The following is a 24,238-nucleotide window of genomic DNA, read 5'->3' on the forward strand; positions in this document are numbered from 1 at the left end:
ACGCGCCCCCCGGCGCTCAACGGTCATATGTCCTCTGGAACACGTACCTTCGGACACCACGGCCTTCGACTTCGGCGCCTGCTGCGAGACCGAGGATGCGTCGTCGTCGGCGATCGGGACGGCGAAGTCACGGTCGGGCGTCGATGTGGGAGCGCGAGGAGTACCTCCATTCCGGGCGCGAGTGCGCTGCGGCGGAGTGTGTGACGGGGTGACTGTTAAAAATCCTCCGGTCCACCTTTGGCCACTCGGAGCCGGGCGGCGCAGGCGATCACGCATCGGGCCCGAACGAGTCGGCGCCACGACTGCGCAGCGCGCCGTGCGGAGCGACCAGCGCATCGCTTCGAAACGCCGCGCAGCGGCACGAGCGGCGGGCCGGCCCACGCGCAGCGCGATCAGCGGCCCGGTGAACGGCGAGGCTTCATCGTCTCTGCCGCGGTCCAGTTTCGCCGCGTATGGAGAGAGGATCATGGCATTGGTGTGGGCGCATTCACGGGCTCGAAATGGCACGTCCTGATGATGCCTGTCCTTGGGGACATCCCGCATGATCTGCAAAAATGACGCGCCGTGCCGGCTCTCACCGGCGGCTGGCGCGTCCGTTGCCCGCAAAAGCGGGGGTGCTACCTCTGAACGTGATCGTTTTTGCAGCTCGGCGCGGATCGGCGTCGGGCCCCAAGGCAGCATGAAACCGCTCCGCTTGATCCCGGCTCTGATTTCGTTCGTCTGCGGCTGCGCTGACGGAGCGGGCGGCTCGGACGATCTGCTGTTCGACCCGCTGTCGATGCCCAGGACGCCCACGGTCGGGCTCGACAGCTTCGCCTCGGCGGACGATTGCGGCCTGTGCCACCAGGGCCATTACGACGAGTGGGCCACCTCGGCGCACGCCTATGCGATGAAAGATCCGGTGTTTCGCGCGTTCGTGGCGATCCGGCAGGAGAACTACGCCGGCAAGCAGGACAAGTTCTGCTTGCAGTGCCACAGCCCGATCGGCACCCGCGGCGGGGACATCGTGGCCGGCTTCGAATTCGCCGATCTGCAGCCTATCACCCTCGAGGGCGTGACGTGCGAGAGCTGCCACAAGGTGGCCTCTCTGGCCCGCCCGTACAACAGCGGGCACGTGCTCGACCCCGACGGGCCGATGCGCGGCACCATCGCCGCGCCGATCCCCAGCTCCTTCCATGAATCGCAATTCTCGCCGCTCCACGGCGGCTCGGGCTTCTGCGCGGGGTGCCACGACCTCCGCGAGGTCAGCGGCCTGGTGCTGGAGCGCCCTTACGCCGAATGGCAGCAGTCTCCCGCGGCGGAGATCGGCGTGCAATGCCAGGACTGCCACATGCCGCGTTACGAGGGCCAGGCGGTGCCAGGCGGCCCCACGCGAACGCTTCACCGGCACACGTGGATCGGCGCCGGCATCCCGCTGCTGGAGGGCTTCCTCACCGAAGACGAGGAGGCGGTGCATCGCGTGGAGGTCGAGCGGCTGCTCGCAGACGCCGCGCGGGTCGACATCGCGGCGCCCTCGTCCGTCGTCACCGGCGATACGCTCGAGCTCGGCATCACCGTCAAGAACAACATCTCCGCCCACAACTTCCCCACCGGCTCGACCTTCAATCGCCAGGCCTGGGTCGAGGTCGTCGTGCGCGACGGCGACGGTCGCGTCGTGTTCGCCACCGGCACGCTCGACGCGAGCGGAGAGCCGCACGGCCCCGAGCCGCTGCTGCTCGGCTCCGTCCTCGTCGACGCGCGCGGCCAGCGGGTCCTGTTCCCCTGGCGCGCGGCGGAGCACCTTTCGAACGCCATCGAGCCGCTGCGCGAGCGGGCGCTCCGGCTGAGCGTCGCCACCGCGAGCGCCGGACGCGGGCCGCTCTCGGTGGAGGCGCGCGTCCTGTTCCGCGCCTTCTCGCCCGCCGCGCTGCGGGCCCTCGGCCTCGACGAGTACGCCGCCAGGCTCGAGGTGCACGAGGTCTCGCGCGACCTCGCCAGCGTCGAGCTGCGCCGGCGATGATCGCAAGGCGGGTCGGCGCAGTACCCGGCACGAAGCGAGGTGAGCCCAGCCCGGCGCGGAGGCCCCGGTGAAGCATGGTATGAGTGGCGCCCATGGGCTGGTACACCACCAACGCGGACGACACCTTCCAGTGGAAGTACGGCGACGTGGTCGCCCTCGCGCGCGCCTCGGGCCTCGGCGCGCTCGTCCTCCTCCCTCGCCTCCAGGTGGTCGACGAAGACGGCGAGTTCTTCGACGGCGAGGAGTTCATCGGACCGATCCAGCAGTGGGCGATCGAGCAAGAGCTGCCGTGGGAGCAGCCGATCTTGTTCGATCGGGACGACGGGCACGACGAGGCCGTGCCCGTCCCCGGCGACGTCGACGTGACCGCGCGGCTCGAGCAGTGGGCGAGGGTCCTCCGCACCAACCGCGCGTCGTTGATCGCCGCCCTGCGCCACTTCAACGACGTGGACCACGACGCGTTCGTGCGCGCCTCGCTCGCCACGGAGGCGATCTGGCGCCTCCCGGAGTCGGACTACGGCGCCCTGATCGCGTGGCTGAACGAGCCGCTCGTAGAGACGGGCGCGCCGAGGTTCTCGCTCGAAGACCTGCGCGAGGGCGACTTCGACGACGACGAGTACGAGCCCAGCGAGGCGACGCAGGCCGCCCTCGACGCGCTGCCTGCAGGCGACGATACGCGCGTGATGGCGGCCCACGCGCTCGGGCACGCGCTCGTCGAGGGCTCGCCGCTCGAGCTGTGCCAGCCCGGCGACAGCTACTCGCTGGCGCTCTGGGGCGACGAGGACGACGAGTAGCTCCGCCGCGGCTCTGCGCCTCCGTTCGTCGACCCACCCGAGCACTTCCGTTCCACGCTGGCGCCATGTGGCGCTCGCCTTGATGAAGGCTTCCTTGAATCGTCTGCGCGGTACTTGGTGACGATTTCCTCTCGCAGCGCCACGGGAAGTTTATTGATCCCCATTTCCCAACACATCGAGAAGGACACCCCAATCCTCGACTCGGTCGAGATCAGGCCGTTCATGCCGGATTGAGGGGCCTTGGTGCCGCGCATACGACCGGTGTATGAAATCGCGCCTGCCTCGCAGGCCGCCAGTTCGGTGGCCAGTCTGGAGCGGAAATGCATCGACCCGTCGGATTGGGGCGACTTCGCGCGCGGATCGTCATTCATTCCGCCGGCCGCGCAGCTGCTCACATTCGAGCAGCGTCGAGCTTGGCGTTTCGACGATGAGCGACGCGGGGCAGAACAGCGTCTTCGCGGATTCGTCGAGCCGGCGCCAGAGAGACGACAGGGACGAACATCGTCCGTCGCGCACGCTGCGCATGTGCGACGATGCATTCCGTTATCATCGATACTATCGCTGCGGTCGCGTCGGACCCGCTGGCCAATTGCCGACCTCGTCCATGGGCCGTACCTACCCCCCCGGGAGAGTGCCCATGACAGAAGAAATCAAGGTTGGGGAGGTCGCGAAGGACCTCCAACTCGTGCTGAATGAGCTGAAGAATGTGCTCAGCACGGCACGCCGCCAGGAAGCGGAGCATCCCCGGAGCTGCGAAGGATGCGGCGGATGCCATGGTTGTCACAACTGCCACGGCTGCGGCGGTTGCAGCGGCTGCGGCGGCTGCAGCGGCTGCGGCGGCGGGTGCCACGGGTGCCACGGGTGCCACGGGTGCGGCGGTTGCCACGGCTGCGGCGGTTGCCACGGTTGTGGTGGCTGCGGTTGATCCAACGTTAACGACAATCCCTTGATCGACGCAGCACGGTCCCGGGCCGTGTTGCGTCGAACCCACTCCGATCTGGGCATGAGCACCGTGATGGCCGAATCGACTCTCCATATTTCTTCGAGTGAGGATGTCACCGCTGCGGAGGTTCGACGCCGATTGCGCGGCGCCCGGATCCTCCTGGTCGGCCTCGATCCGTGGGGCGTCGCTGCCGCGGTCGATCTGGCCGCGGCTGGCGTCGGGGCGCTGCACATCCTCGATGACGCGCAGGTGTCGGAGGATGACCTCGCCGCGGAGGTCTTCCCCGAGAATACGCGCGGGCTCGAGCGGGCGGCAGCGCTCTGCGCGACGCTGCGGCGGATCGCCCCCGAATGCGCAGCCACCTGGAAGCGGCTGTCGGTCGCCGCCCATCGTCCCCTCCTCCACGACGACGGCCGCTGGGATCTGGTGATAGCCTGCGTCGCCGCCGACGAACTGCTGGTCCTGCAGAGCGTCGCCCGCTACGCCCATGCGGCCCGAGCGCCCTCGCTCAGTGCCCATATGGATGGACTCGATGCAGTGATCGGGCCGGCCGTCATACCGGGCGAGACGGCTTGCTGGGAGTGTCATCGATTGCGTCGGCTCGCCCATACCGAGGAAGGCCGCGTCGAGCACGCGCTCCAGACCACGCTCCTGAGCGAACGGCCGCAGCCGCGCCGGCGCACTTGTCTGGCGTCCATGCCTGCATTGGTCGGCCACGCCGCCGCGCTCGCGGCGATCAATCTGCTGGTGCGAGGCAGCGCTTCCCGGTTCGCCGGCGCCGTCGTCGTGCAGAACCTCGTCGAGTTGGAGTCGTCCCTCCACTCCGTGCTGCGGATGCCCTGGTGCGAGATCTGCGGCGGCGCGCATGCGGCACGGGCAAACGACAGGTCAGCCGGCGACGCCGCGCCGCGCCTCGACGCCGCGCGCACGCCGGAGGAGCTGCGACGGATGCTCGTGGGTGTGGTCGACGCACGAGTGGGGATCGTGCGACAGGTCGAGATGGATCTGCTCAATCCAGTGAACGCGCCCGATCTGCCGATCACGGCGACGGCGGTCCTCGGGCAGTACACGGACGGTCATTATCGATCGTCGCATTGTGGGGTGCCGAAGCTCGGCTCAGGAAAGGGCAGCACGCTCGTCGAGGCGATGATCGGCGCGGTGGGAGAGGCGGTCGAACGCTATTCGGCGGGACGCTTCCGCGCCCGTGACTTGCTGCGCACGGCAGTCGGCGCGATGACGGGAGGCTTCATCGCCCCGGAGCGGCTCTGCTTGTACAGCGACGACCAGTACGCTCGACCCGGATTCCCGTATGCGCGGCTCGATCCGCGGACGCCGATCGACTGGACGCTGGGGCACTGGCTCGGGACGAGCAGCGTCGTGGCAGTGCCGGCGCTGCCGGTGTATTACAACTACCCGGCCCCGCCCGAGAGCCACTTCTGTCAGGTCACCTCGAACGGGCTCGCCGCAGGTGCAGAGCTCGAGGACGCCTCGCTGCGGGCCGCGCTCGAGCTCGTCGAGCGCGACGCGTTCATGATCTCGTGGCTCGCGCGTCGACCGGGGCGGCGGCTGCGACTGAATCGTCCGTTGGACCCCGTCTCACAAGAGATCCTGCGGCAACTCGCAGAGCGCGGCGTGCGGGTCGAACTGTACCTGCTCGACGTGGGCCTCGCGGTCCCCGTCGTGATGAGCGTGGGCCACGGCGACGGGGTTCGCTGGCCAGGCGCGACGGTCGCTCTCGCCGCGCACCTGAGCCCGCGCAATGCGATCCGCAAGTCGATCCTCGAGCAAGCGCACGTCGGGCCGTATCTCCATCGCCTGATGATCTCTGGGAGCGTGGCGATCCCGGAGCGTCCAGAGGACGTGCATACGCTCGATGAGCACGCGCATTACTACTTCCCGCCGAGCCGGGCGTCCGCGTTCGCGTTCCTCGGCGCGGGGGGCACGATCGCGGCCAGCGACCTCGAAGAGCCGGAAGATCTGTCTCTGGCCGGGCTCGTGAGGCGGATCGAAGCCGCTGGGCTGCGTGTCGCCGTCGTCGACGTCACGTCCCCGGACCTCGCGCCTACGCCGTTCCGGGTGGTCAGGGCGGTGGGGCCCGATTTCCAGCAGATCCATTTCGGTCACCTCCTCGCGCGCCTCGGTAACCCACGCCTGGCGGCGATGGCTTCGCAGGGGATCAACCCCGACCCGCACCCAATGGCTTGAGGAGAGCACCATGGCCCGGAGCAATGAGACGAACATCGCGCGGCTCTATCACCTTCACTCTTCGCACGTGCGGGCGCGCAGCGTCGACCCGGCGCACGAGGTCGACCTGCACCCGCCGCGGTTCCGCGTCTACCCTGGTTCGCTGCGCGTGGCCCTCCCGGGGCGAGACTTCGCACTCGACGCGCCGCTCGGCGCGGTGCTCGAGCGTCGGCGTTCATTGCGCGAGTACGTGCGTGCGACGATGCCGCTGGAGACGCTCGGTCGGCTGCTCTACGCCAGCTACGGGGTCCGCGGCAGCCGCGAAGTCGAAGGGGACCTCAACTACGAGCGCTCCGCGCCTTCGGCCGGGGCCCGCTATCCGCTGGAGATCTATCTTGCGACGCAATCCGTGGAGGGCGTCGAGGATGGCATCTATCATTACGACCCCCGCGCACATGAGCTCGAGCTGCGGCGCGTCGGCCTCGCGCAGCCGACCCTGATGGATCTGGCGATCGGCCAGGCGATGGTCGGGGAGGCCAATGTGGTGCTGATCATTACCGCGTTGGCGATGCGCACGATGTGGAAGTACGGCCAGCGCGGCTATCGTTACCTGTTCCTCGACGCCGGGCATCTCGGCCAGAACGTGTACCTCTCGGCGACGGCGCTCGGCCTGTGCCCGGCGGCTCTGGGCGGATTCTTCGACGGCGAGCTGAATGCGCTGCTCGAGCTGCCGAGCGACGAGGAGGCGATCTACCTCATATGTGTCGGTCAGCCCGCGCCGGGGTCGCCCCCGTGACAAGACGCGAAGTTTCAGAGGAGAACGTCGTGCCCAACATTCGTCTCAGCCGCTCGGCCAGCATGACACAGACGGGCGAGGGGGTCATCCTCCGCTCGGATCTCGGCACCTTCCAGATCACCGGCCCTGATATGGTCGCATTCCTCGAGCTCATGATCCCTCTGCTCGATGGGTCGCGCGATCGCGAGGCGTTGTTTCACGCGCTCAGCGGCTATTCGCGGCCGAGCGTGGGCGCGTTCCTCGATCTGTTGCAGAACCACGGCCTGATCGAGGCGGTGAACGACGCCGCGACGTTCCCCGGGCGCCTACGCGGGCAGCAGGAGTTTCTCGGCAAGTGGTCCGTGACCCCGAAGCGGACGCTCGAGCGATTGGCAGCCGCTCGAGTGCTGGTGATCGGCCTCGAGCCCTGGGGGGCGTCGGCGGCCGCCGAGCTGTCCGCGGCCGGGATCGCCGGGCTGCACCTGGTCGACGACGGCGAGCTGGGCCCACGCGACCTCACGGCCCTGCGGGGGCGCGGCGAGGCGGTCCTCGGGGCCACGCGGCGGGAGGTTATGGCGGCGTTGCTGCGGGAGCGCGCACCGTGGTGCCGGATCGAGGACAGCTCGCTCGCGGCGCTCGAGGCGACGCCGGCCGCCGGGACCCCTGGATCGTGGGATCTCATCATCGTGGCGATCCGTCCGGACGACCTCGTACGAATGGAGCGCGTGGCGAGGTTCGCCCACCGCAGCGGGACGCCGTCCCTGTGGTCACACCTCGACGGTGAGACGGCGATCCTCGGCCCGCTGGTGGCGCCGGGGAAGACCGCCTGCCCGCTGTGCGCACTGACCGAGGTGTTGCAGCCTCCCCGCACACCCGTCCCCGGCCCATCCTCCCCTGTCTGTGCCGACGCGGCGGCACAGCTGCTCGGGCACCTGGTCGCCATCGAGGCGGTCAAGGCGATCACCGAGTACACCCTCCCGAGGATCGGCGGACGCATGCTGGTCCAGCAGCTCGCCACCCTCGAGGCGTCGATCCACACGCTGGTGCGATTGCCGTGGTGTCGCGTCTGCGGCGAACGACCCTGATCGGTCGCCTGCGGAGGCGAGCCCCGTCACGCCGACCGAGCAGACGCCGCGCACGAAGAGAGCGAGCGCGCGGCGTTCCTGTGCACGCGCCGGCTGCGGACCCGCGCGACCGAGCGGCCTGGCGCTCTGTGTGCATACGCTGCGGCGGCGAATGTGAGCAGTCGAGGGCGCTGCGAATGTTGCGCGCGCCCGGGCCCGCGCCACGGTGACGGGAAGCGCCTGTCGCCATGATCTACTTCATGTTCGCCACCGGCATCGAGAACAGCTGCCCGACGGTCGGCGGCCGCAGGGTCGACGAGATGGCGAAGTGCCGGCATTACGAGCTCTGGCGGCGCGACTTCGACCTCGTGGACGAGTGCGAGATCCGCTACTTGCGGTACGGCCCGCCCATCTACCGGACCTGGCTCGGCCCGGGCAGGTACGACTGGGAATTCGCCGACGAGACCTTCGCCGAGCTGCGCCGGCGGGACATCCTCCCGATCACCGACCTCTGCCACTTCGGCGTGCCGGATTGGCTCGGCGACTACCAGAACCCCGAATTCCCGGCGCTGTTCGCCGACTATGCCCGCGCGTTCGCCGAGCGGTTCCCGTGGGTCCAGCTCTACACGCCCATCAACGAGATGTACATCTGCGCCCTGTTCTCGGCCAAGTACGGCTGGTGGAACGAGCAGTTGAAGACGGACCGGGCGTTCGTGACGGCGCTCAAGCACATCGTCAAGGCCAACGTGCTGGCGATGGGCCGGATCCTCGAGGTGCGGCCCGACGCGATCTTCATCCAGAGCGAGTCCAGCGAGTATTACCACGCCCAGAACCCCGCGGCGATCCATCCGGCGGAGACCCTCAACGCGGTGCGGTTCCTGTCGCTCGACTTGAACTACGGGCACCGCGTCAATTCTACGATGTACGAGTATCTGTTCGACAACGGCTTGACGCGCGACGAGTACCACTTCTTCCTCACCGGCGGGCTCAAGCACCACTGCGTGATGGGTAACGACTATTATACGACGAACGAGCATTTGGTCCACCCCGACGGCACGACCGAGGCGTCCGGCGAGATCTTCGGCTATGCGGTCATCACGGGTCAGTACTATGACCGCTACCGCCTGCCGATCATGCACACCGAGACCAACCTCATGGAGGGTCCGGACAAGAACGAGCCGATCCGGTGGCTGCGGAAGCAGTGGGCCAACGTCCTGCGCGTGCGCAACGACGGCCTGCCGATCGTCGGCTTCACCTGGTATTCGCTCGTCGACCAGGTCGACTGGGACACCGCGCTGCGCGAGGACAACGGACGCGTCAACCCGCTGGGCCTGTGCGACCTCGACCGCAAGCTGCGCCCGGTCGGCGAGGTCTACCGGCAGTTGATCGCGGAGTGGCGCGAGGTCCTGCCGACGCAGAGCGTCGTGCTCGGCCTGCCCGTGCGCCCGCCGAGCCAGCACGACGACGCTTCCACGCGCGACCTCGTCGCCAGCGCGCGCAGCCGCGAGCGACGCTACCAACACGCGCCGTCGAACGATCCATCGTGAACCAGGAGCCGGACATGCCTGACGCGCCCGAGAGCTCTCCACCCAGCCGCCGCTTCGCCGGCAAGGCCGCGATCGTGACCGGTGGCGCCAGCGGCATCGGCCTCGCCGCGGCCCGCCGGCTCGCCGCCGAGGGGGCCAGGCTGGTGCTCGCCGACATGCACGGGGAGGCCGCGAGGTCCGCCGCCGAGGCGCTCGTCGCCGCGGGGGCCCCCGAGGCGTTCGGCGTCACGTGCGACGTGGGCAAGGCCGAGCAGGTCGATGCGTGCATGCGTCAGGCGCTCGACCGCTTCGGCGCCGTCGACGTGATCGTCAACAACGCGGGCCTGATGACCTTCAAGCCGTTCATCGACCTGACCGGCGCCGACTGGGCGCGCGTGCTCGGCGTCGACTTGATGGGCGCGTTCTTCTTCATTCAGCAGGGCCTCGTGCACATGAAGCCGGGCGGGGCGATCGTCAACGTGTCGAGCATCCACGCCCGCGAGACCGAGCCGCATGTCGCCCCGTACGCGGCGGCCAAGGCGGCCCTGGTGTCGCTGACGCGCAGCGCAGCGATCGAGGGCAAGCCGCGGGGGATCCGCGTCAACGCCGTCCTGCCCGGGGCGATCGACACGCCGATGCTGTGGGAGAACCCCAATGTGAAGTCCGGCGTCGAGCGGATCGATCGCTCCGAGGTGGGCCGGCCCGAGGACATCGCCGCCGCCATCGCGTTCCTGGCCGCCCCGGAGGCGGCGTTCGTGCGAGGAACCGCGGTCGTCGTCGATGGCGGCCGGCTCGCGCGCCTGTGATCGCGAGGACGAGGTGCGCTCAATGGGGCTTCGGCTCGGCGGGCTCCCAGGTCTCATTCTGGATGTCGTGCACGGTGAAGTTACCCTTCATGAAGTAGTCGCTCGCAAACTCGGAGGCGGTCATCGAGACCTCCATCGTCCCCGACTCGCCATGCCCGGTGAAGAACAGACCGTTGGCGGTGAGCAGGGCTTCCGCGTCCTCGTCTTCGTTGGAGAACCGCCCCGACCCCGTCTCGCTGTATTTCCGGCGTCCGAGGTGCTTGCGAATCATCGCCAGTTGGTCGTCCGAGAACTTCGGCAGCCCTGCAGCATTCTCGATGTAGGCGTCTCGCTGCTCCTGATCGGGCAGGTCGTGATAATCGGTCTTGACCTGGACTGGATAGACGTGGATGTGCCAGCTCATGAATTTCCTGGGGTCGCGAACGAGGACCACCGTCCTCGCGCGCCGGCATCCTGCCACGGAGCGCCGACGCTGCGCAAGCGAGCGCGATGCACCCGCGAGAGTCGCCCTCGCCCCGGCTATTCTGATGAAGAACGCGCTCGCCGATGGATTGTCCGCGATTTCTGTTGACAGCGGGTGGAGCTCCGACGCTACGATAAACGCCATGACAGTGTACGCGCGCTACAGCGACCTGATCAGGACGATTCCATCTGAGGGAATTCAGATGCGCACCCGCCCCGTGGTGGTGGCGCCGGATGCGGAGGCGCTCGCGTTCGAGATCGCGGATTGGTCGATTCACCTGACCGACGGTCTTCACGCGTACTTGACGAACCTGTCGCGGGTGAAGATCTCATGGCATCTCGTTCCTGATTCGGCTCTGGCGCGCGCGCTGGAAGCCGACGCGTGGATCAGGTCGAACTATCTCGACCAGGGCTACAGCTTCAGCTTTTTGGACGAGCTCTTGAGTGGAGACATGGCCTATCTCGACATCGGGTCGATGATTCTCGAAAACCGCGCGCCAGACGCTGGTTACAAGGGTGCGCTGCAATACTGCAAGATCGATGGGCAGCCGGTCGACGTCGGCGCGTTCTACCCCTTCGAGTACCATTGGGGCCTGGTCGCCTTGATCCAAAAGGATGCTTCGGGCGCCTTGAGCGACCAGGTGTGGCTCCTTCAGCAAGAGCAAGACCCGTGGCTCGTCGATATGAAGCTGACACTCGCGCAGTACGTCGAGCTCGCCTACAGGGCACGGGGCTTCCACCATTGGCAGCTCGCCTACCTGAACCGCCGTGACCCGACGTTCGCACGGATGAAGTTCGCGTTGCCGAAGATGTTCCCGACCGCGACCTTCGGGGAGTCCATCTTCGAACCGAGTCCATGATCCCGCTGTAGATCTTGGATCGAGCGGGCGAATCGAGCGAATCGCGGTTCGGCCCGCGAGGGCTGCTTCGTTCGGCGGCGGGCGTGGTACCGTCGCGGGCCCCGTCATGCCGCTGCGATCGCTCTTCGCGGGCTTGCTGGCCGCCGCCCAGGTGCCCGAACCGTTGCCGCCCGCGAGCGGCGCCGCGATCGAGTGGCGCGCACCGGCGTCGTGTCCGGATCGCGGCGCGCTGCTGCGGGCGATCGAGACCCGGCTCGGTCGATCGCTGCGGCCCGGCGAGCTCGGCGTCGACGGTGTCGTCACGGTCCACGCGACCCCGCCGCTGTACCGCCTGGCGCTGCGCCTGCGCGCGGGCGGGCCCGAGGAGCGGCGGACGCTGACCGCGGCGACCTGCGCCGCGCTGACCGACGCGACCGCCGTGCTCGTCGCGTCCGCGGTCGCTGCCCGGGCGCCCGGGGACCCGGGGGTCGGGCAGGCGCCCGCGGTGCCGGGGCCCGCGGGCGCCCGGCCGCGCGGCAAGCCGTCGATAGTGACCCCGGCGGGCGGCCACCCGGCAGCGACCCCGGCGGGCAGTGAGCCGGGAGCGACCCCGCCGGGCAGGGAGCCGGCGGGCCAGCCCGCGGGCGCGCTGGCGACCCCCGCGGAGGCCGTCGAGGACATCACGCCCTCCGGCCCGCCCGCGCCGGACGACCCGCCCGCGGCCGCCTGGGAGCCCGCGCCGCCGCCGGTGGTGCCAGGGACCGTCGAGGAGCGCGCCCTGGAGCCCGTGGAGCCGCTCGCGCCGCCAGCCGAGCCGGCGCGGCGGCCCGCGCTCGGGGGCTTCGTGCGCGTCCAGGGCGGGCCGGAGTACGGCGCGCTGCCCGGGATGACCGGCGCGGTCGGCCTGGCGGCGGGCCTGTTGTGGCGGCGAGCGCGGTTGGAGGTCCAGGGCGTCTGGCTCGCCCCGCGGACCGCCGACCGCGCCCAGGGCCAGCTACGGGCCTCGCTGGCGGCCGCGTCGGTCCAGGGCTGCGCGCGGCTGGGGCGCGGGCGGGTCGAGGCGCCGGTGTGCGGCGGGCTCGAGCTCGGCGGCATGCGCGGAGAAGCGCGCGGCGTACCCGACGCGCGCACGACCACCGGCCTGTGGCTGGCGGTGGTCGCCGGCGCCGGCGTCGCGGTGCGGCTCGGCGCGCGCTGGAGCCTGACGGGGGCCCTGCAGCTCGCCGGGGCGATCGTCGGTCCGGACTTTCAGGTGCGCGATCCGGGCCCGGCCGTGCGGCTGTTCGCGCCCGCCCCGGTGACCGGCCGGCTGCTCGTCGGGGTCGAGGTGCGGCTCGGCGATCCGCGGTGACGGATCGCCGCGCGAGCCGGGCAATCTATCCGGAACAGCATGTCCGCGGCCCGCCACACCGACCCGCAGCGCACCCGCGAGTTCCGCGCGATCTACCGGCGCGAGTTCGAGTTCGTGTGGGCGTCGGCGCGGCGCTTCGGGGTCGCCGCCGAGGCGGTCGACGACGCGGTCCAGGAGGTGTTTCTGACCGCCTACCGCCGCTTCGATCAGCTGCATTACGAGGTCTCGCCGCGGGCGTGGCTGTATGGCGTCACCCGCAGGGTCGCCGCCCACTACCGGCGCGGCGCGTCGCGGCGGGCCCGCAGGGTCGAGGCGCTGCGGATCTTGCCCCCGCCGCCCGAGTCGCCGCAGCAGCGCCTCGACGCCGCTCACCACCTCGATCACCTGCTCGACCGGCTCGGCCCCGGCACCCGCGTCGTGTTCGAGATGGTCGAGCTGCTCGGCATGAGCGGGCCCGAGGTCGCGGCCGAGCTCGGGCAGCCGCTCAACACCGTGTACTCGCGGCTGCGCCTGGCGCGGGGCCAGTTGCAGGCGCTCGTCGAGCCGCAGGAGCTGGCCGCCCGGGTCGCCGCCGCCCGCGAGCGCGAGGCGCCGCCGGCGGAGGCCGAGCAGCGGACGTGGGCGCTCGTGCTGCCGCTGCTCGGCAAGCCGGCCGCGAGCGTCGGCCTCGGCGCGTGGCTCACGGCGCGGGCTGGTTTTGCGACCACGCTCGTCGTGGCCGGCGGCGCGCTGGTCGTCGCGCTCGTCCGCAGCCCGCCGGCTCCCGCCCCGGCGCTGCCGGACCCGACCCCGACGCCGGTCCTCGCGGCCGCGCCGGCCCCCGCGGCCGCGCCGGCGCCCGGGCCCGACGCGCTCGCCCGCGAGGTCGCGCTGCTCGACCAGGCCCGGCTCGCCGCCGCCGACCCGCCGCGGGCGCTCGAGCTGCTCGCCCAGCACGCGCGCGAGTTCCCGCGCGGCGCGCTCGCCGACGCCCGCGAGGCCGCACGCATCGGCGCGATGTGCCGCCAGGGTCAAGTCGAAGCCGCCGAGGCGGCCGCGCGCGAGCTGCTCGCCGGATACCCCGCGTCGTCGATCGCCCGCCGCCACGAAAATTATCGCTGCACCCGGTGACGGACGGACCGACGAGCCGGGCAAGTGGTGGACATGGACTCTCTCACCCGCTTTTCACTAACAACCCTCGCGCTGCTCACCCTCGCCTCGGCCCCGGCCTGCCTTGTCGATCAGAAGATCGGCGGCAACCCGACCGACGGCGACGACGCGACGAGCACCGACAGCGAGACCACCTCCGAGGCGACGACCGGGAACAGCACCGACGCGGGCACCGACGGCAGCGGCACCGACGCTAGCACTGACGGCAGCGGCACCGACGCCAGCACCGACGGCAGCGGCACCGACGCGTCGACCGGGACCGGCAGCACGACGGCCGATCCGTCGTACGAGCGCGAGTGCGAGCCGGGCGACTTCGTGTGCGACGATTGGGGCTGCCAGGAGGCGACCCAGGCCGGCGAATGCTACAAGCCGTGCACGCCGAGCGGCGAGATCGGCGGGGTCGACAGCGAATGCGACGAGCCGGAGCGGCCGTTCTGCAGCCAGCTCGGGCTGTCGTTCGGCGGCGATTTCGACTGCAACGGCTGCGCCCACGTCTGCCTGGCCGAGCCGCTCAACTGGTGCGACCACGGGGCCGACCAGTGCGAATGATGGGAGTCGGGGTGATATCACCGGAGCGACGGACAGCTCGACCTCGGCCTCCGCGGAGGCCGAGGTGATTCCATCCTTCCTGCGAACGCGCGCGCGATGAACGTGTGCGCCGCGTGGACCGAGGTTGGCCTCGGAGGTGAAAAACACCGTCTCGATCATGCCAGGGCCCACGGCCTCGAGCACCCTCGCGTTCACGGCGAGCCTCGCCCTCCCGTGATTCGCATTCCCGGCGGCGAGCCTCGCCCTCTTATGATTCGCGGCCGAGCGGCGGGCGGGTCCCGCTCTCGGCCGCGACGTCGTCCGCGTCTGCTCAGCGCAGGAAGTCGCCCATGCGGCGGGCGATGAGGCCGCTGTCGGGCTCGCTGCCGCTGAACATCGCCGCCGAGTCGGCGTCGAGCGGGTGATAGCGGACCTGCTCGGGCGGCGTGCTGCGCAGCGCGCACGTGTACGAAGTGTTGAGGTCGAGCGCGAGCTCGCCGCGGTCGGGCTTGCCGACCACGATCACCTCGATCTCGCCCTGGAACGTGCGCGCCGGCTTGTAGCCGAGCATCGCCCGCAGGCCCGCCTCGTACATCTTCATGCGGTGCATGAAGAGGTGCTGCTCGGCCGGGCTGGCGAGGAAGCCGGCGTCGCGCATGAAGGCGGTGACGAACGCGTAGCGCTCCGCCTCGGGCAGCGCCCGGATCTGGTCCATGGGCAGCACCACGTGGATCCCGAGCATGCGCTCGAAGATGAAGAGGTGGTCCTCGATCGCGCGCAGCTGCAGGGCGTCGGTGCCGGGCAGGCAGGCCCAAGGGCGCAGGAACACCGGCATCACGTTGAGCAGCAGCGCGACCTCCTCGCCCTCGGCCTGCAGCCGGCAAGCGAGCTCGTACGACGGCAGGCCGCCCATGCAGAAGCCGCCGATGTAGTACGGCCCGTGCGGCTGGATCGCGCGGACGTGGCGGAGGTTGTACGCCGCGATCTCCTCGACCGAGCCGAACGGCTCGCGCTCCTCGTCGAAGCCCGGCGCCTGGCAGCCGTACAGCGACACCGATTCCGGCAGGTGCGGCGCGAGGTAGCGGAAATACGACGCGCCGCCGTCGGTCGCCGGGAAGAAGAACAGCGCCGGCCCGCCGGGCGCGCCCTGCTTGAACTGCACGATGTTGGCGGGCACCTCGTCGAGCGCGCGCGCGGTCGTCTGCTCGCGGTTCTTGATCAGCGCGCGCAGCAGGTCCTGTTTGGTGGCGGTTAATGATTGGTCCATGCTCGTACCTTTTTGTCCTCACGCATCGAGGCGCGCGAGCAGGTCGCGCGCCTCCTCCTCGCGCAGCCCGGCGAGCATCGCCGTCAGCGCTTCGAGATCTCCGGTCGCGGCCGCGGCCCGCAGCTGCGCCAGCTTGATGGCGCTCGCCAGGCCGGCGACCGTCGGCGCCTGAAACAGCGCCGTCAGCGTCAGCGCGGCGCCGTGCCGCTGCTTGACCGCGAACAGCAGGCGCGCGGCCAGCAGCGAGTGCCCGCCGAGCGCGAAAAAATCATCGTCGCGGCCCGGCGCGCAGCCGGGCAGCAGCTCCGCGAACAGCCCGGCGACCGCGACCTCGACGGCGTCCGCCGGCGGCGTATGGCGGGCCGACGCCTCGGCCTGGGCGATCCGGGCCGTCTGCAGCGCCTGGCGGTGCAGCTTGCCGTTCGGCGTGCGCGGCAGCTCCGGCAGCACCACCACCCGCGCGGGCAGCATGTACGCGGGCAGGCTGCGGCGCAGCGACTCGAGCAGCTCGGTGGTCCGCACCGATTGGCCGCTCGCGGCGCACACGAACGCCACCAATTGCCGCTCGCCGTCGGGTCCCGGGCGGACCGCGACGGCGGCCTCGTGGACCGCGGGGTGGCGGGCCAGCGCGTGCTCGATCTCGCCGATCTCGATGCGGTGGCCGCGGATCTTCACCTGCTCGTCGAGGCGCCCGAGGAACTCGAGCTGGCCGTCGTCGCGCAGGCGCACCAGGTCGCCGGTGCGGTAGCAGCGGACCGGCGCCGGCAGCAGGCCGGCGGGGTTGTGGTCGACGAATCGCTCGGCGGTCAGCTCCGGGCGCCCGAGATAACCGGCGGCCACGCCCTCGCCGGCGATCCACAGCTCGCCCGGCGCGCCCGCTCCGAGCGGCTGGCCCTCGGGGTCGAGCACGAACACCTGCGTGTTCTCGATCGGCCGCCCGAGCGTGATCGGCTCGCCAGGCGCGAGGCGGGCCCGCGTCGACCAGATGGTCGTCTCGGTCGGCCCGTACAGGTTCCACAGCTCGGCGCAGCGGGGCGCCAGCCAGTCGACCAGCCCGCGCGGCGGGTGCTCCCCGCCGCACAGCGCCCGCAAGCGGCGGTCGCCCGGCCACCCGGACGCCTGCAGCAGCGACCAGGTGGCCGGCGTCGCCTGCATCACCGTGACCGCCTCCGCGGCCAGCAGCGCCTGCAGGCGCGCGCCGTCGGCCAGGTCCGCGGTGTCGGCCAGCACCAGCCGGGCCCCGTGCGTCAGCGGGAGGAAGAGCTCGAGCGCGGCGATGTCGAAGCCCCAGGTCGTCACCGACAGCAGGACGTCGTCGGCGGCGATCCCCGGCGCGCGCGCCATCGCCGACAGGCAGGCGACGAGGTTGCGGTGGCGGACCACCACGCCCTTCGGCTTGCCGGTCGAGCCCGAGGTGTAAAGCACGTACGCGGGGTCCTCGGGGCCGCCGCGCCGGATCGCCGACGCACCAGGTGGCACGTCCGTCAGCGCCGAGACGAGCACGCTCGGCACCTCGCCGGGCACCGCGCGCGCTTCGGTGTCGCGGATCACCAGCGTCGCGCCGCTGTCCTCGATCATGAAGCGCAGGCGCGCCTCGGGGAACGCGGGGTCGAGCGGCAGGTAGGCCGCGCCGGCCGCGAGCACCCCCAGCAGCGCGCACAGCAGCTCTGGGGAGCGCTCGCCCAGCACCGCGACGATCTGCCCCGGGCCGACGCCGCGCTCGCCGAGCCCCGCCGCGATCGCCTCGACGCGCGCCGCCAGTTGGCGATAGGACCACGTCCGCCCGGCGTGCGTCACCGCCGGCGCCTCCGGCGTGCGCGCGGCCTGCTCGCGCACCCGCTGCGGCAGCGTGGCCTCGCGGGGGAACGGCGCCTCGGTGCGGTTGTAGGCCAGCACGACCTCGCGGGCGCGCAGCTCGTCGAGCATCGGCGCGGCGTCGACGGAGGCCGTCGGCGCGGCGGCCAGGCCCGCCGCCAGCTGGACGAACGCCTCGGCGAAGCGGGTCGCGAACGCCGCCTCGAACAGGTCGGTCGTGTAGGTCAGCGTCCCGCGCGTGCCGCCCGGGCCGGTGACGAACTGGCACTCGAGGTCGAAGGTCGCGACCTCCGGGTCGAACGGCCACGCCTCGGCCGTCACCGCGGGCAGCCGCGGCGGGTCCGCGGGGCCCTGCGCGCCGAAGAACAGCGAGAACAGCGGCGTGCGAGCCGGGTCGCGCGGCTGCCCCGACAGCTCGACCAACCGCTCGAACGCGACATCCTTGTGGGCGAACGCGTCGCGGCAGCAGGCGTCGACCCGGCGCAGCAGCTCGTGGAACGACAGCCCGCGCGCCACCTCGACGCGCAGCACCACCGTGCTGACCAGGCAGCCGATCAGCGACTCGACGCCGCGGTCGTCGCGGTTGGCGTGCGGCGTGCCGACCACCAGGTCGCGCGCCCGGCACAGCCGCTGCAGCGTCACCAGGAACACCGCGAGCAGCGCGGCGAAGCGGGTGACCCCGGCGTCGGCGGCCGCCTGCTGCAGCGCGTGGGCGACGTCGCCGGGCAGGCTGAACCCGAGCTGGCGGCCGCGATAGCGCTGCAGCGGCGGCCGCGAGTGGTCCTGCGGCAGCTCGACCATCGGCAGCCCGGCCAGCTGCGCGCGCCAGAACTCGAGCGGGTCGGCGGCCGCGTGGACCCGCCGCTCCCAGGCGACGAAGTCGGCGAGGCCGAGGTTCGGCGCCGGCGACGTGATCGGCGCATGCGCGAGCTCGGCGGCGTAGAGCGGCCCGAGCTCGCCGGCCAGCAGCGCCAGCGAGGCGCCGTCGATCACGAGGTGGTGAAACCCGAGCGCCAGGATCGATCGCTCCGGCCCGCAGGCGATCAGGCACGCGCGCACCGGCGGGGCCTGGTCGAGCGCGAACGGCCGGCACAACGCGTCCCGGGCCGCGTCCGCGATCGCGGCGTCGTCGGCCGTCGCTTCGAGGCGCAGCCGCATCAGCGCCGGCGCCCACGTCGGCAGCACCAGCTGCACCGGATAACCATCGAGCTCGGCGAAGGTCGCCCGCAGCGCCTCGTGCCGCGCGACCACCCGCGCCAGCGCCCGCGCCAGCGCGTCGGCGTCGACCGGCCCGCGCAGCCCGTACGCCTGCGTCACCAGGTACGCCGGCCGCGTGGTGTCGAAGCGCGTCAAGAACCACAGCCGCCGCTGCACGCTCGACATCGGCGTCGCCACCCGCCCGGCCAGCAGCGCCAGCACCTCGGCCTTGGCGGCCCGCAGCGCCTCGCGGTCGGCAGGCGTCACCACCCCCGGCTCGGCGCGCAGCCGCAGCTGCTCGCCGTCGGCCCACAGCCGGACCCCGCGCTCCACCAGACCTCCGATCAGCGTCGCCGTGCTCACAGCCCCTCCTCCTCCATCGCCGCCGCCAGCTCGCCCGCCGACGCCACCCGCCCGCGCCCCTGCGCCGCCCGCTCGGCGAGCGCCAGCGCCAGCGCGGCGAGGCTGCGGTCCGCCAGGAACAACGGCGCCGGCGCCTCGACCCGCAGCGCCTCGCGCACGCGGTTGGCGAGCCGCATCGCCCCCAGCGAGTCGAGCCCGAGCCGCCGCAGCGACAGCGTCGGCGACAGCGCCGACGGCGACAGCGCCAGCAGCTCGCCCGCCACGGCTCGCAAGAACTGCTCGATCTGCGGCGTCGAGGGCTTCGCCCCCAGCGCCGCCGCCAGCGCCGCCAGCTCGGTCTGCGCCGGCGCCTCCGCGCCCGTCGGTCCCACTTCGATCGCCCCGCCCGCGAGCGCCGCGGGCCACAGCCGCCGGCGCTGGAACGGATAGGTCGGCAACGACACGATCGATCCTCCGCGCGGCAGCACGGCCGGCCACGCGACCGCGAGCCCGCGCTGGTACAGCCGCGCGAGCACCTCGAGCAGGTGCGCTCGCCCGCCGCCGCGGCGCAGCGACGCCAGCACCAGCGCCGGCGCGCCGTGCTCGGCGATCGTCTGCTCGCAGGCGTGCGCGAGCACCGGGTGCGGGCCGACCTCGAGCAGCACATCGACGCCGTCGTCCAGCAGCGCGCGCGTCTGCTCGTGGAAGCGCACCGGTTCGAGCGCGTGGCGCAGCCAGTAGTCGGCGTCCATCTCGGCGCCGTCGATCGGGCGCCCGAGCAGGGTCGAGTAGATCGGGATCTGGCCGCACCGCGGGGTGATGCCGGCGAGGTCCTGGGCCAGCGCGCCGGCGATCGGCCGCGACAGCGCGCAGTGGATCGGGAACGGCAGGCCGGTGAGTCGCGCGAACGCCCCGGCCGCCTGGAACTCGGCGACGATCGCCGCCAGCGCCGCGGCCTCCCCGGCCAGCAAAAAGCTGCGCGGGCTGTTGCGGGCCGCCACGCTCACGCGCCCCGGGTAGCGGGCCAGCGCCGGCTCGAGCGTCGCCGGCGTCGCCTCGACCAGCGCCATCGTCCCGCGGCCCACGAGCGCGCCGATCTGCCGGCTGCGCCGCACGATCAGCCGCGCCGCCTCGTCGAGCCCCAGCGCCCCGGCGACGTGCGCCGCCGCGACCTCGCCCATGCTGTGGCCGACGACCGCGACCGGCTCGACCCCGTAGGCCGCCCACGTGCGCGCCAGCGCGACCTGCACCGCGAACAGCAGCGGCTGCAGCCGCGCCGCCTCGTCCGTCGCCTCGCCGCGGAGCAGCGCCTCGGCGACCGAGAAGCCCGCGTGGCGCTCGATCGCCGCGTCGCAGGCGTACAGCGCCCGACGGAACGCCGGCTCGCTCGCCAGCAGCTCGCGGCCCATGCCCGCCCACGCGCCCCCCTGGCCCGGGAACACCAGAGCGATCCGCGGCGGGCGCTCGACCGGCGCGCCCGCGTCGGCGCCGCTCGCCAGCGCCCCCGCCAGGCGCTCGCGCAGCCCCTCCGTCGTATCGGCCACCACCGCGACCCGGTGCGCCAGGTGATCGCGCCCGAGCGCCGCGGTGTGGCCCAGGTCGTCGAGGCCCGGCGCCGCCGATTCCGTCAGCGCCGCCACCAGCCCCGCCACCCGCTCGCGCAGCGCCTCGCGCGAGTGCGCCGACACGGGCACCAGCCGCGGCGCCTCGTCGCCGGCCGCCTCCCGGCCCTCGACCGCGGCGATCCGGACCCCGAGCGTCCACAGCTCCGCCGCCGCCGCCGTCAGCGCGCCGGCTCCGGGCCCGTCGCGGCGCATCGAAGCGATCGCGCGCCCGCCCTGCCCCGCGCCCGCCAGGCACTGCTGCAGCGACGGCACCAGCACCGGGTGCGGACCTGTCTCGAGGAACAGGTCGGCGCCGGCGCGCGCCAGCCCCTCGACGGCGGCCGCGAACGCCACCGGCGCGCGCAGGTTGCGGGCCCAGTAGGTCGGCCCGAGCGCGCGTCCGTCGATCGCCGCGCCGGTGACCGTCGAGATCAGCGGCACCTGCGTCGGCATGGCGACGACGCCGTCGAGCCCCGCGACCATCTCGGCGAGCAGCGGCTCGACCTGCGGACCGTGGGCCGCGTAGGCCGCCTCGACCATGGCGCACCCGATCTCCGACCGCCGGCACGCCTCCGCCAGCCGCTCGAGCGCCGCGCGATCGCCCGACACCACCGTCGCTTGCGGGCTGTTGTGCGCCGCGATCGTGACGCCCGCGTGGTCCACCAGCAGCGCCTCGACCTCGGCCGCCGCGCGCTCGACGAGCATCACGCCCCCGCGGCCGGCGATCCGCCGGGTCAACCGCCCGCGCAGGCAGATCACCCGGACCGCGTCGGCGAGGTCGAGCACGCCGGCGACGTGGGCTGCCGCGACCTCGCCGGCGCTGTGCCCGACGATCGCCCGCGGCACCACGCCCTGCGCCTGCCAGGCCGCCGCGATCGCCACCTGCACCGCGAACAGCAGCGGCTGCACGACATCGGCCTCGCGCAGCCGCGACGCCTGCGGCGGCGCCCACAGCTCGTCGAGCAGCGACCACCCGACCTCCGCCGCGACCAGGCGATCGCAGGCCAGCAGGACCGCCCGCGCCGCCGGCGAGTCGGCCAGCAGCGCCCGGCCCATCCCGAGCCACTGCCCGCCCTGCCCGGAGAACACCAGCACCGGCCGCCGGGGCACCGCCTCGCCGATCCACAGCCCCGGCGCCGCCTCCCCGCGCCCGAACGCCGCCAATCCTTCGCCCATCGCCGCCGCGCCGGGCCCGACGATCGCCAGCCGAAACGGTGCGTCGCTCGGTCGATCGATCTCCCCTCCGTTCGCCAGCCGCACCGCCGCCTCGCCGGCCAGCGCGACCCGCTCCGCCGCGCTGGCCGCCGCCAACGCCACGACCCGCAGCGGCCGCGGCGGCGCCTCGAGCAGCGCGTGGGCATTCGTCCCGCCGAACCCGAACGAGCTCACCCCGGCGCGGGCCGGGCCGTCGCTCTCGGGCCACGCTTCGCGGCGGTCCTGCACCGCCAGCTTCAGCGCCGTGAAGTCGATGTCGGGGTTGGGCGTGCGAAAGTGCAGGCTCGCCGGCAGCACCCGGTGGTGCAGCGCCAGCGCCGTCTTCATCAGCCCCGCGATCCCGGCGGCCGCCTCGGTGTGGCCGACATTGGTCTTGATCGAGCCGATCCGCAGCGGCCGCGCGCGCCCGGGGCCGTAGACCGCCGCCAGCGCCGACGCCTCGATCGGGTCGCCGAGGCGCGTCCCGGTCCCGTGGGCCTCGACGTAGTCGACCGACGCCGGCTCGACGCCTGCTCGCGCGCACGCGGCCGCCAGCACCGCCCGCTGCGCCCGCGGGTTCGGGGCCGTGAGCCCGTTGCTGCGGCCGTCGTTGTTGATCGCGCTGCCGCGCACGAGCCCGTAGATCCGCCGCCCCGCCGCCAGCGCCCGTCCGAGCGGCTCGAGCGCGACCAGCCCGGCCCCCTCGGCGCGCACATAGCCGTCGCCGGCGGCGTCGAAGCTGCGGCACCGCCCGGTCGGGCTGCGCGCCCCGAACCGAGCCATCTGCACCATGCTGTCCGGCGCGAGGATCAGGTTGACCCCGCCCGCGAGCGCCAGCGTCGACTCGCCGCGGCGCAGGCTCTCGCAGGCCAGGTGCACCGCGACCAGCGAGGCCGAGCACGCGGTGTCGACCGCCATGCTCGGCCCCTCGAGCCCGAGCGCGTACGAGATCCGGTTGGCGATCACCGCGTGGCTCAGGCCCGTCGCCGTGTGCTGCTCGATCGCCGCCAGCCCCGCGCGCGCCAGCAGCGACGCAAAATCGTGCCACAGCGCGCCGACGAACACCCCGGTCGGCGAGCCCACCAGCGAGCCCGCAGCCACGCCCGCGTCCTCGAGCGCCTCCCAGGCCAGCTCGAGCATCACCCGCTGCTGCGGATCGCTGAGGGCCGCCTCGCGCGGCGAGAGGCCGAAGAACAGCGGGTCGAAGCCGTCGACCGCGCCGAGGAACCCGCCCTCGCGCGCCGTGGCTTCGCCGGTCGCCGCCTCGAGCCGCGCCAGCGCGTCGAGGTCGAGGCGGCCCGGCGGGATCGGTGCGATGGCGTCGACGCCGTCGCACAGCAGCCGCCACAGCGACCCGGGCGAGCTCGCCCCGCCCGGAAAACGGCACGCGAGCCCGACGATCGCCACCGGCTCGTCGCCCGCCACCACCCGGGCCGCCAGGGCCTGCGGCCGCGCCTCACTGACCACGTGGGCCGCCAGCTCGACGATGCTCGGGTGCTCCCACAGCGCCGTCAGCGGCACCTGAAGGCCGATCCACGCCGACAGCTTGGTCGCCAGGATCGCCGCGGCCGCCGAGTCGAGCCCATGGCTGCGGAAGCTCGCGCGCGCGTCGATCCGCCGCGCCGGCTCGCCGAGGAGCTCCGCGACCGTCCCCGCCAACCATCGCCGCACCTCGTCAGACGATCGCACCTGCCACCTCGCTCTCCACCACGCAGGCGCTCGACCGAGCGAACCAGTCCGGGCCATCGATCTCCACGCCGGTCGCTCTCGCCGCTGCCGAAGAACGTCGCGTCACGGGCGCGCCGGCGGACCTCGATAATTCATCCCGCTCCGGCCCGCCGAGTGACCGCGATACCGAATGCGCCCGGGTGCCTCCGCGGGGCGCCTTTACCTTCAAAAGATGTCGCATACGCTCGGAGTTCGGGCGCCGCCAGATCGTCCGCTCGAGACAAAAGCGTCTCTCTTGCAGATTCGTCTCCGCGACGGGCGCGTGTCGGCGGCATCGGAACAGTGCCGGCCGGTCCGCGATCAATTGCGATTGCAGCCCGGGCAGTCGCATGCGCTCTTGCAGGCTCATCGAGCCCCTGACGCCTCGCGGACCGCGCAACCCGTCCACGAGGGGCGCCGCAGACCTCTCCGTTCACTCGCTAGATCGAGGTCGCGCCCCGCTCGCGCTCAAGCCCTCGCGCCCGGCGCTGCCCGGCGCGCCCGAAAGCAGTCCCATGACACACCGCGATTCATCGCACCTGCCCCTGTCCCCACAATCTACGGTTCGACATTGCAGCAGCGATCGCGCATGCCCGGTTCAGCCGGCCTCGCGGCCCCGGTACTGCGACGGTGACTGGCCGTACCAGCGACGGAACGCCCGCGTATCCACGAACCCGAGCGACGCCGCGAAG

17 protein-coding genes are annotated in these 24,238 nt (G+C 72.3%); 11 read left to right on the forward strand and 6 right to left on the reverse strand.

The annotated features are described in order from the left end of the window. Window positions 1-778 precede the first annotated feature (778 nt). Both POL25_RS11480 and POL25_RS11485 read left to right on the forward strand, forming a co-directional pair. Window positions 779-1,999: a multiheme c-type cytochrome gene (locus POL25_RS11480; protein ID WP_272086003.1), complete on the forward strand. Its 1,221-nt coding sequence runs from the start codon at window positions 779-781 to the stop codon at window positions 1,997-1,999. Window positions 2,000-2,091: 92 nt separating this feature from the next. Further along, window positions 2,092-2,793 carry a hypothetical protein gene (locus POL25_RS11485; protein WP_272086004.1) on the forward strand — a complete coding sequence of 234 codons (702 nt, stop codon included), beginning with the start codon at window positions 2,092-2,094 and terminating at the stop codon, window positions 2,791-2,793. Window positions 2,794-3,156: 363 nt separating this feature from the next. On the opposite strand, the gene POL25_RS11490 is transcribed toward POL25_RS11485, so the two are convergent. Both POL25_RS11490 and POL25_RS11495 read right to left on the reverse strand, forming a co-directional pair. Beyond that, complete coding sequence (locus POL25_RS11490) at window positions 3,157-3,318, reverse strand: hypothetical protein (RefSeq protein ID WP_272086005.1); 162 nt, start codon at window positions 3,316-3,318, stop codon at window positions 3,157-3,159. Window positions 3,319-3,573: 255 nt separating this feature from the next. Continuing rightward, window positions 3,574-3,723 carry a hypothetical protein gene (locus POL25_RS11495; RefSeq protein ID WP_272086006.1) on the reverse strand — a complete coding sequence of 50 codons (150 nt, stop codon included), beginning with the start codon at window positions 3,721-3,723 and terminating at the stop codon, window positions 3,574-3,576. 73 nt (window positions 3,724-3,796) lie between these two features. On the opposite strand from POL25_RS11495, the gene POL25_RS11500 reads away from it, so the two are divergent. The 5 genes from POL25_RS11500 to POL25_RS11520 all read left to right on the forward strand — a co-directional run bounded on the left by POL25_RS11500 (window position 3,797) and on the right by POL25_RS11520 (window position 10,091). Then, complete coding sequence (locus tag POL25_RS11500; RefSeq protein WP_272086007.1) at window positions 3,797-5,941, forward strand: TOMM precursor leader peptide-binding protein; 2,145 nt, start codon at window positions 3,797-3,799, stop codon at window positions 5,939-5,941. Window positions 5,942-5,951: 10 nt separating this feature from the next. Beyond that, a complete protein-coding gene (locus POL25_RS11505) occupies window positions 5,952-6,716 on the forward strand; it encodes a SagB/ThcOx family dehydrogenase (protein WP_272086008.1) in 765 nt (254 codons plus the stop codon). Window positions 6,717-6,745: 29 nt separating this feature from the next. Next, complete coding sequence (locus POL25_RS11510; RefSeq protein WP_272086009.1) at window positions 6,746-7,780, forward strand: TOMM precursor leader peptide-binding protein; 1,035 nt, start codon at window positions 6,746-6,748, stop codon at window positions 7,778-7,780. A gap of 227 nt (window positions 7,781-8,007) precedes the next feature. Continuing rightward, the gene (locus POL25_RS11515) at window positions 8,008-9,306 is read left to right on the forward strand and encodes a family 1 glycosylhydrolase (RefSeq protein WP_272086010.1); all 1,299 of its coding nucleotides are present in this window, start codon (window positions 8,008-8,010) and stop codon (window positions 9,304-9,306) included. A gap of 14 nt (window positions 9,307-9,320) precedes the next feature. Continuing rightward, complete coding sequence (locus POL25_RS11520; protein WP_272086011.1) at window positions 9,321-10,091, forward strand: SDR family NAD(P)-dependent oxidoreductase; 771 nt, start codon at window positions 9,321-9,323, stop codon at window positions 10,089-10,091. A 19-nt stretch (window positions 10,092-10,110) separates the two neighbouring features. On the opposite strand, the gene POL25_RS11525 is transcribed toward POL25_RS11520, so the two are convergent. Next, on the reverse strand, window positions 10,111-10,494 hold the full coding sequence (locus tag POL25_RS11525) for a hypothetical protein (RefSeq protein ID WP_272086012.1): 384 nt from the start codon (window positions 10,492-10,494) through the stop codon (window positions 10,111-10,113). Between the two features lie 124 nt (window positions 10,495-10,618). On the opposite strand from POL25_RS11525, the gene POL25_RS11530 reads away from it, so the two are divergent. From POL25_RS11530 to POL25_RS11545, 4 genes are all read left to right on the forward strand, one after another. Next, window positions 10,619-11,413: a hypothetical protein gene (locus tag POL25_RS11530; protein WP_272086013.1), complete on the forward strand. Its 795-nt coding sequence runs from the start codon at window positions 10,619-10,621 to the stop codon at window positions 11,411-11,413. A 106-nt stretch (window positions 11,414-11,519) separates the two neighbouring features. Next, the gene (locus tag POL25_RS11535) at window positions 11,520-12,743 is read left to right on the forward strand and encodes a hypothetical protein (protein WP_272086014.1); all 1,224 of its coding nucleotides are present in this window, start codon (window positions 11,520-11,522) and stop codon (window positions 12,741-12,743) included. Window positions 12,744-12,782: 39 nt separating this feature from the next. Then, complete coding sequence (locus POL25_RS11540) at window positions 12,783-13,853, forward strand: RNA polymerase sigma factor (protein ID WP_272086015.1); 1,071 nt, start codon at window positions 12,783-12,785, stop codon at window positions 13,851-13,853. A 33-nt stretch (window positions 13,854-13,886) separates the two neighbouring features. Then, window positions 13,887-14,441, forward strand: coding sequence for a hypothetical protein (locus POL25_RS11545; RefSeq protein ID WP_272086016.1), 555 nt, complete (start codon window positions 13,887-13,889; stop codon window positions 14,439-14,441). A 310-nt stretch (window positions 14,442-14,751) separates the two neighbouring features. Here the strand turns inward: POL25_RS11545 and POL25_RS11550 are convergent, their stop codons facing one another. Genes POL25_RS11550 through POL25_RS11560 form a run of 3 tightly spaced genes read right to left on the reverse strand, consistent with a single transcriptional unit; the run spans window position 14,752 to window position 23,528 of the window. Further along, window positions 14,752-15,687, reverse strand: coding sequence for a thioesterase domain-containing protein (locus POL25_RS11550; RefSeq protein ID WP_272086017.1), 936 nt, complete (start codon window positions 15,685-15,687; stop codon window positions 14,752-14,754). Between the two features lie 18 nt (window positions 15,688-15,705). Beyond that, window positions 15,706-19,062, reverse strand: a complete 3,357-nt coding sequence (locus tag POL25_RS11555) for a non-ribosomal peptide synthetase (protein ID WP_272086018.1) — start codon at window positions 19,060-19,062, stop codon at window positions 15,706-15,708. Further along, on the reverse strand, window positions 19,059-23,528 hold the full coding sequence (locus tag POL25_RS11560) for a type I polyketide synthase (protein ID WP_272086019.1): 4,470 nt from the start codon (window positions 23,526-23,528) through the stop codon (window positions 19,059-19,061). The genes POL25_RS11555 and POL25_RS11560 overlap by 4 nt, the downstream gene beginning before the upstream one ends. Window positions 23,529-24,238 lie beyond the last annotated feature (710 nt).

Source organism: Nannocystis bainbridge, from assembly GCF_028368995.1.
Lineage (GTDB): Bacteria > Myxococcota_A > Polyangia > Nannocystales > Nannocystaceae > Nannocystis > Nannocystis bainbridge.

Coding starts and splice junctions, on each gene's coding strand:
- POL25_RS11550 (WP_272086017.1), bottom strand. CDS start 15,687: ATGGACCAATCATTAACCGCCACCAAACAGGACCTGCTGCGCGCGCTG.
- POL25_RS11545 (WP_272086016.1), top strand. CDS start 13,887: ATGGACTCTCTCACCCGCTTTTCACTAACAACCCTCGCGCTGCTCACC.
- POL25_RS11515 (WP_272086010.1), top strand. CDS start 8,008: ATGATCTACTTCATGTTCGCCACCGGCATCGAGAACAGCTGCCCGACG.
- POL25_RS11500 (WP_272086007.1), top strand. CDS start 3,797: ATGAGCACCGTGATGGCCGAATCGACTCTCCATATTTCTTCGAGTGAG.
- POL25_RS11490 (WP_272086005.1), bottom strand. CDS start 3,318: ATGCGCAGCGTGCGCGACGGACGATGTTCGTCCCTGTCGTCTCTCTGG.
- POL25_RS11505 (WP_272086008.1), top strand. CDS start 5,952: ATGGCCCGGAGCAATGAGACGAACATCGCGCGGCTCTATCACCTTCAC.
- POL25_RS11530 (WP_272086013.1), top strand. CDS start 10,619: ATGAAGAACGCGCTCGCCGATGGATTGTCCGCGATTTCTGTTGACAGC.
- POL25_RS11485 (WP_272086004.1), top strand. CDS start 2,092: ATGGGCTGGTACACCACCAACGCGGACGACACCTTCCAGTGGAAGTAC.
- POL25_RS11525 (WP_272086012.1), bottom strand. CDS start 10,494: ATGAGCTGGCACATCCACGTCTATCCAGTCCAGGTCAAGACCGATTAT.
- POL25_RS11540 (WP_272086015.1), top strand. CDS start 12,783: ATGTCCGCGGCCCGCCACACCGACCCGCAGCGCACCCGCGAGTTCCGC.
- POL25_RS11520 (WP_272086011.1), top strand. CDS start 9,321: ATGCCTGACGCGCCCGAGAGCTCTCCACCCAGCCGCCGCTTCGCCGGC.
- POL25_RS11480 (WP_272086003.1), top strand. CDS start 779: ATGCCCAGGACGCCCACGGTCGGGCTCGACAGCTTCGCCTCGGCGGAC.
- POL25_RS11535 (WP_272086014.1), top strand. CDS start 11,520: ATGCCGCTGCGATCGCTCTTCGCGGGCTTGCTGGCCGCCGCCCAGGTG.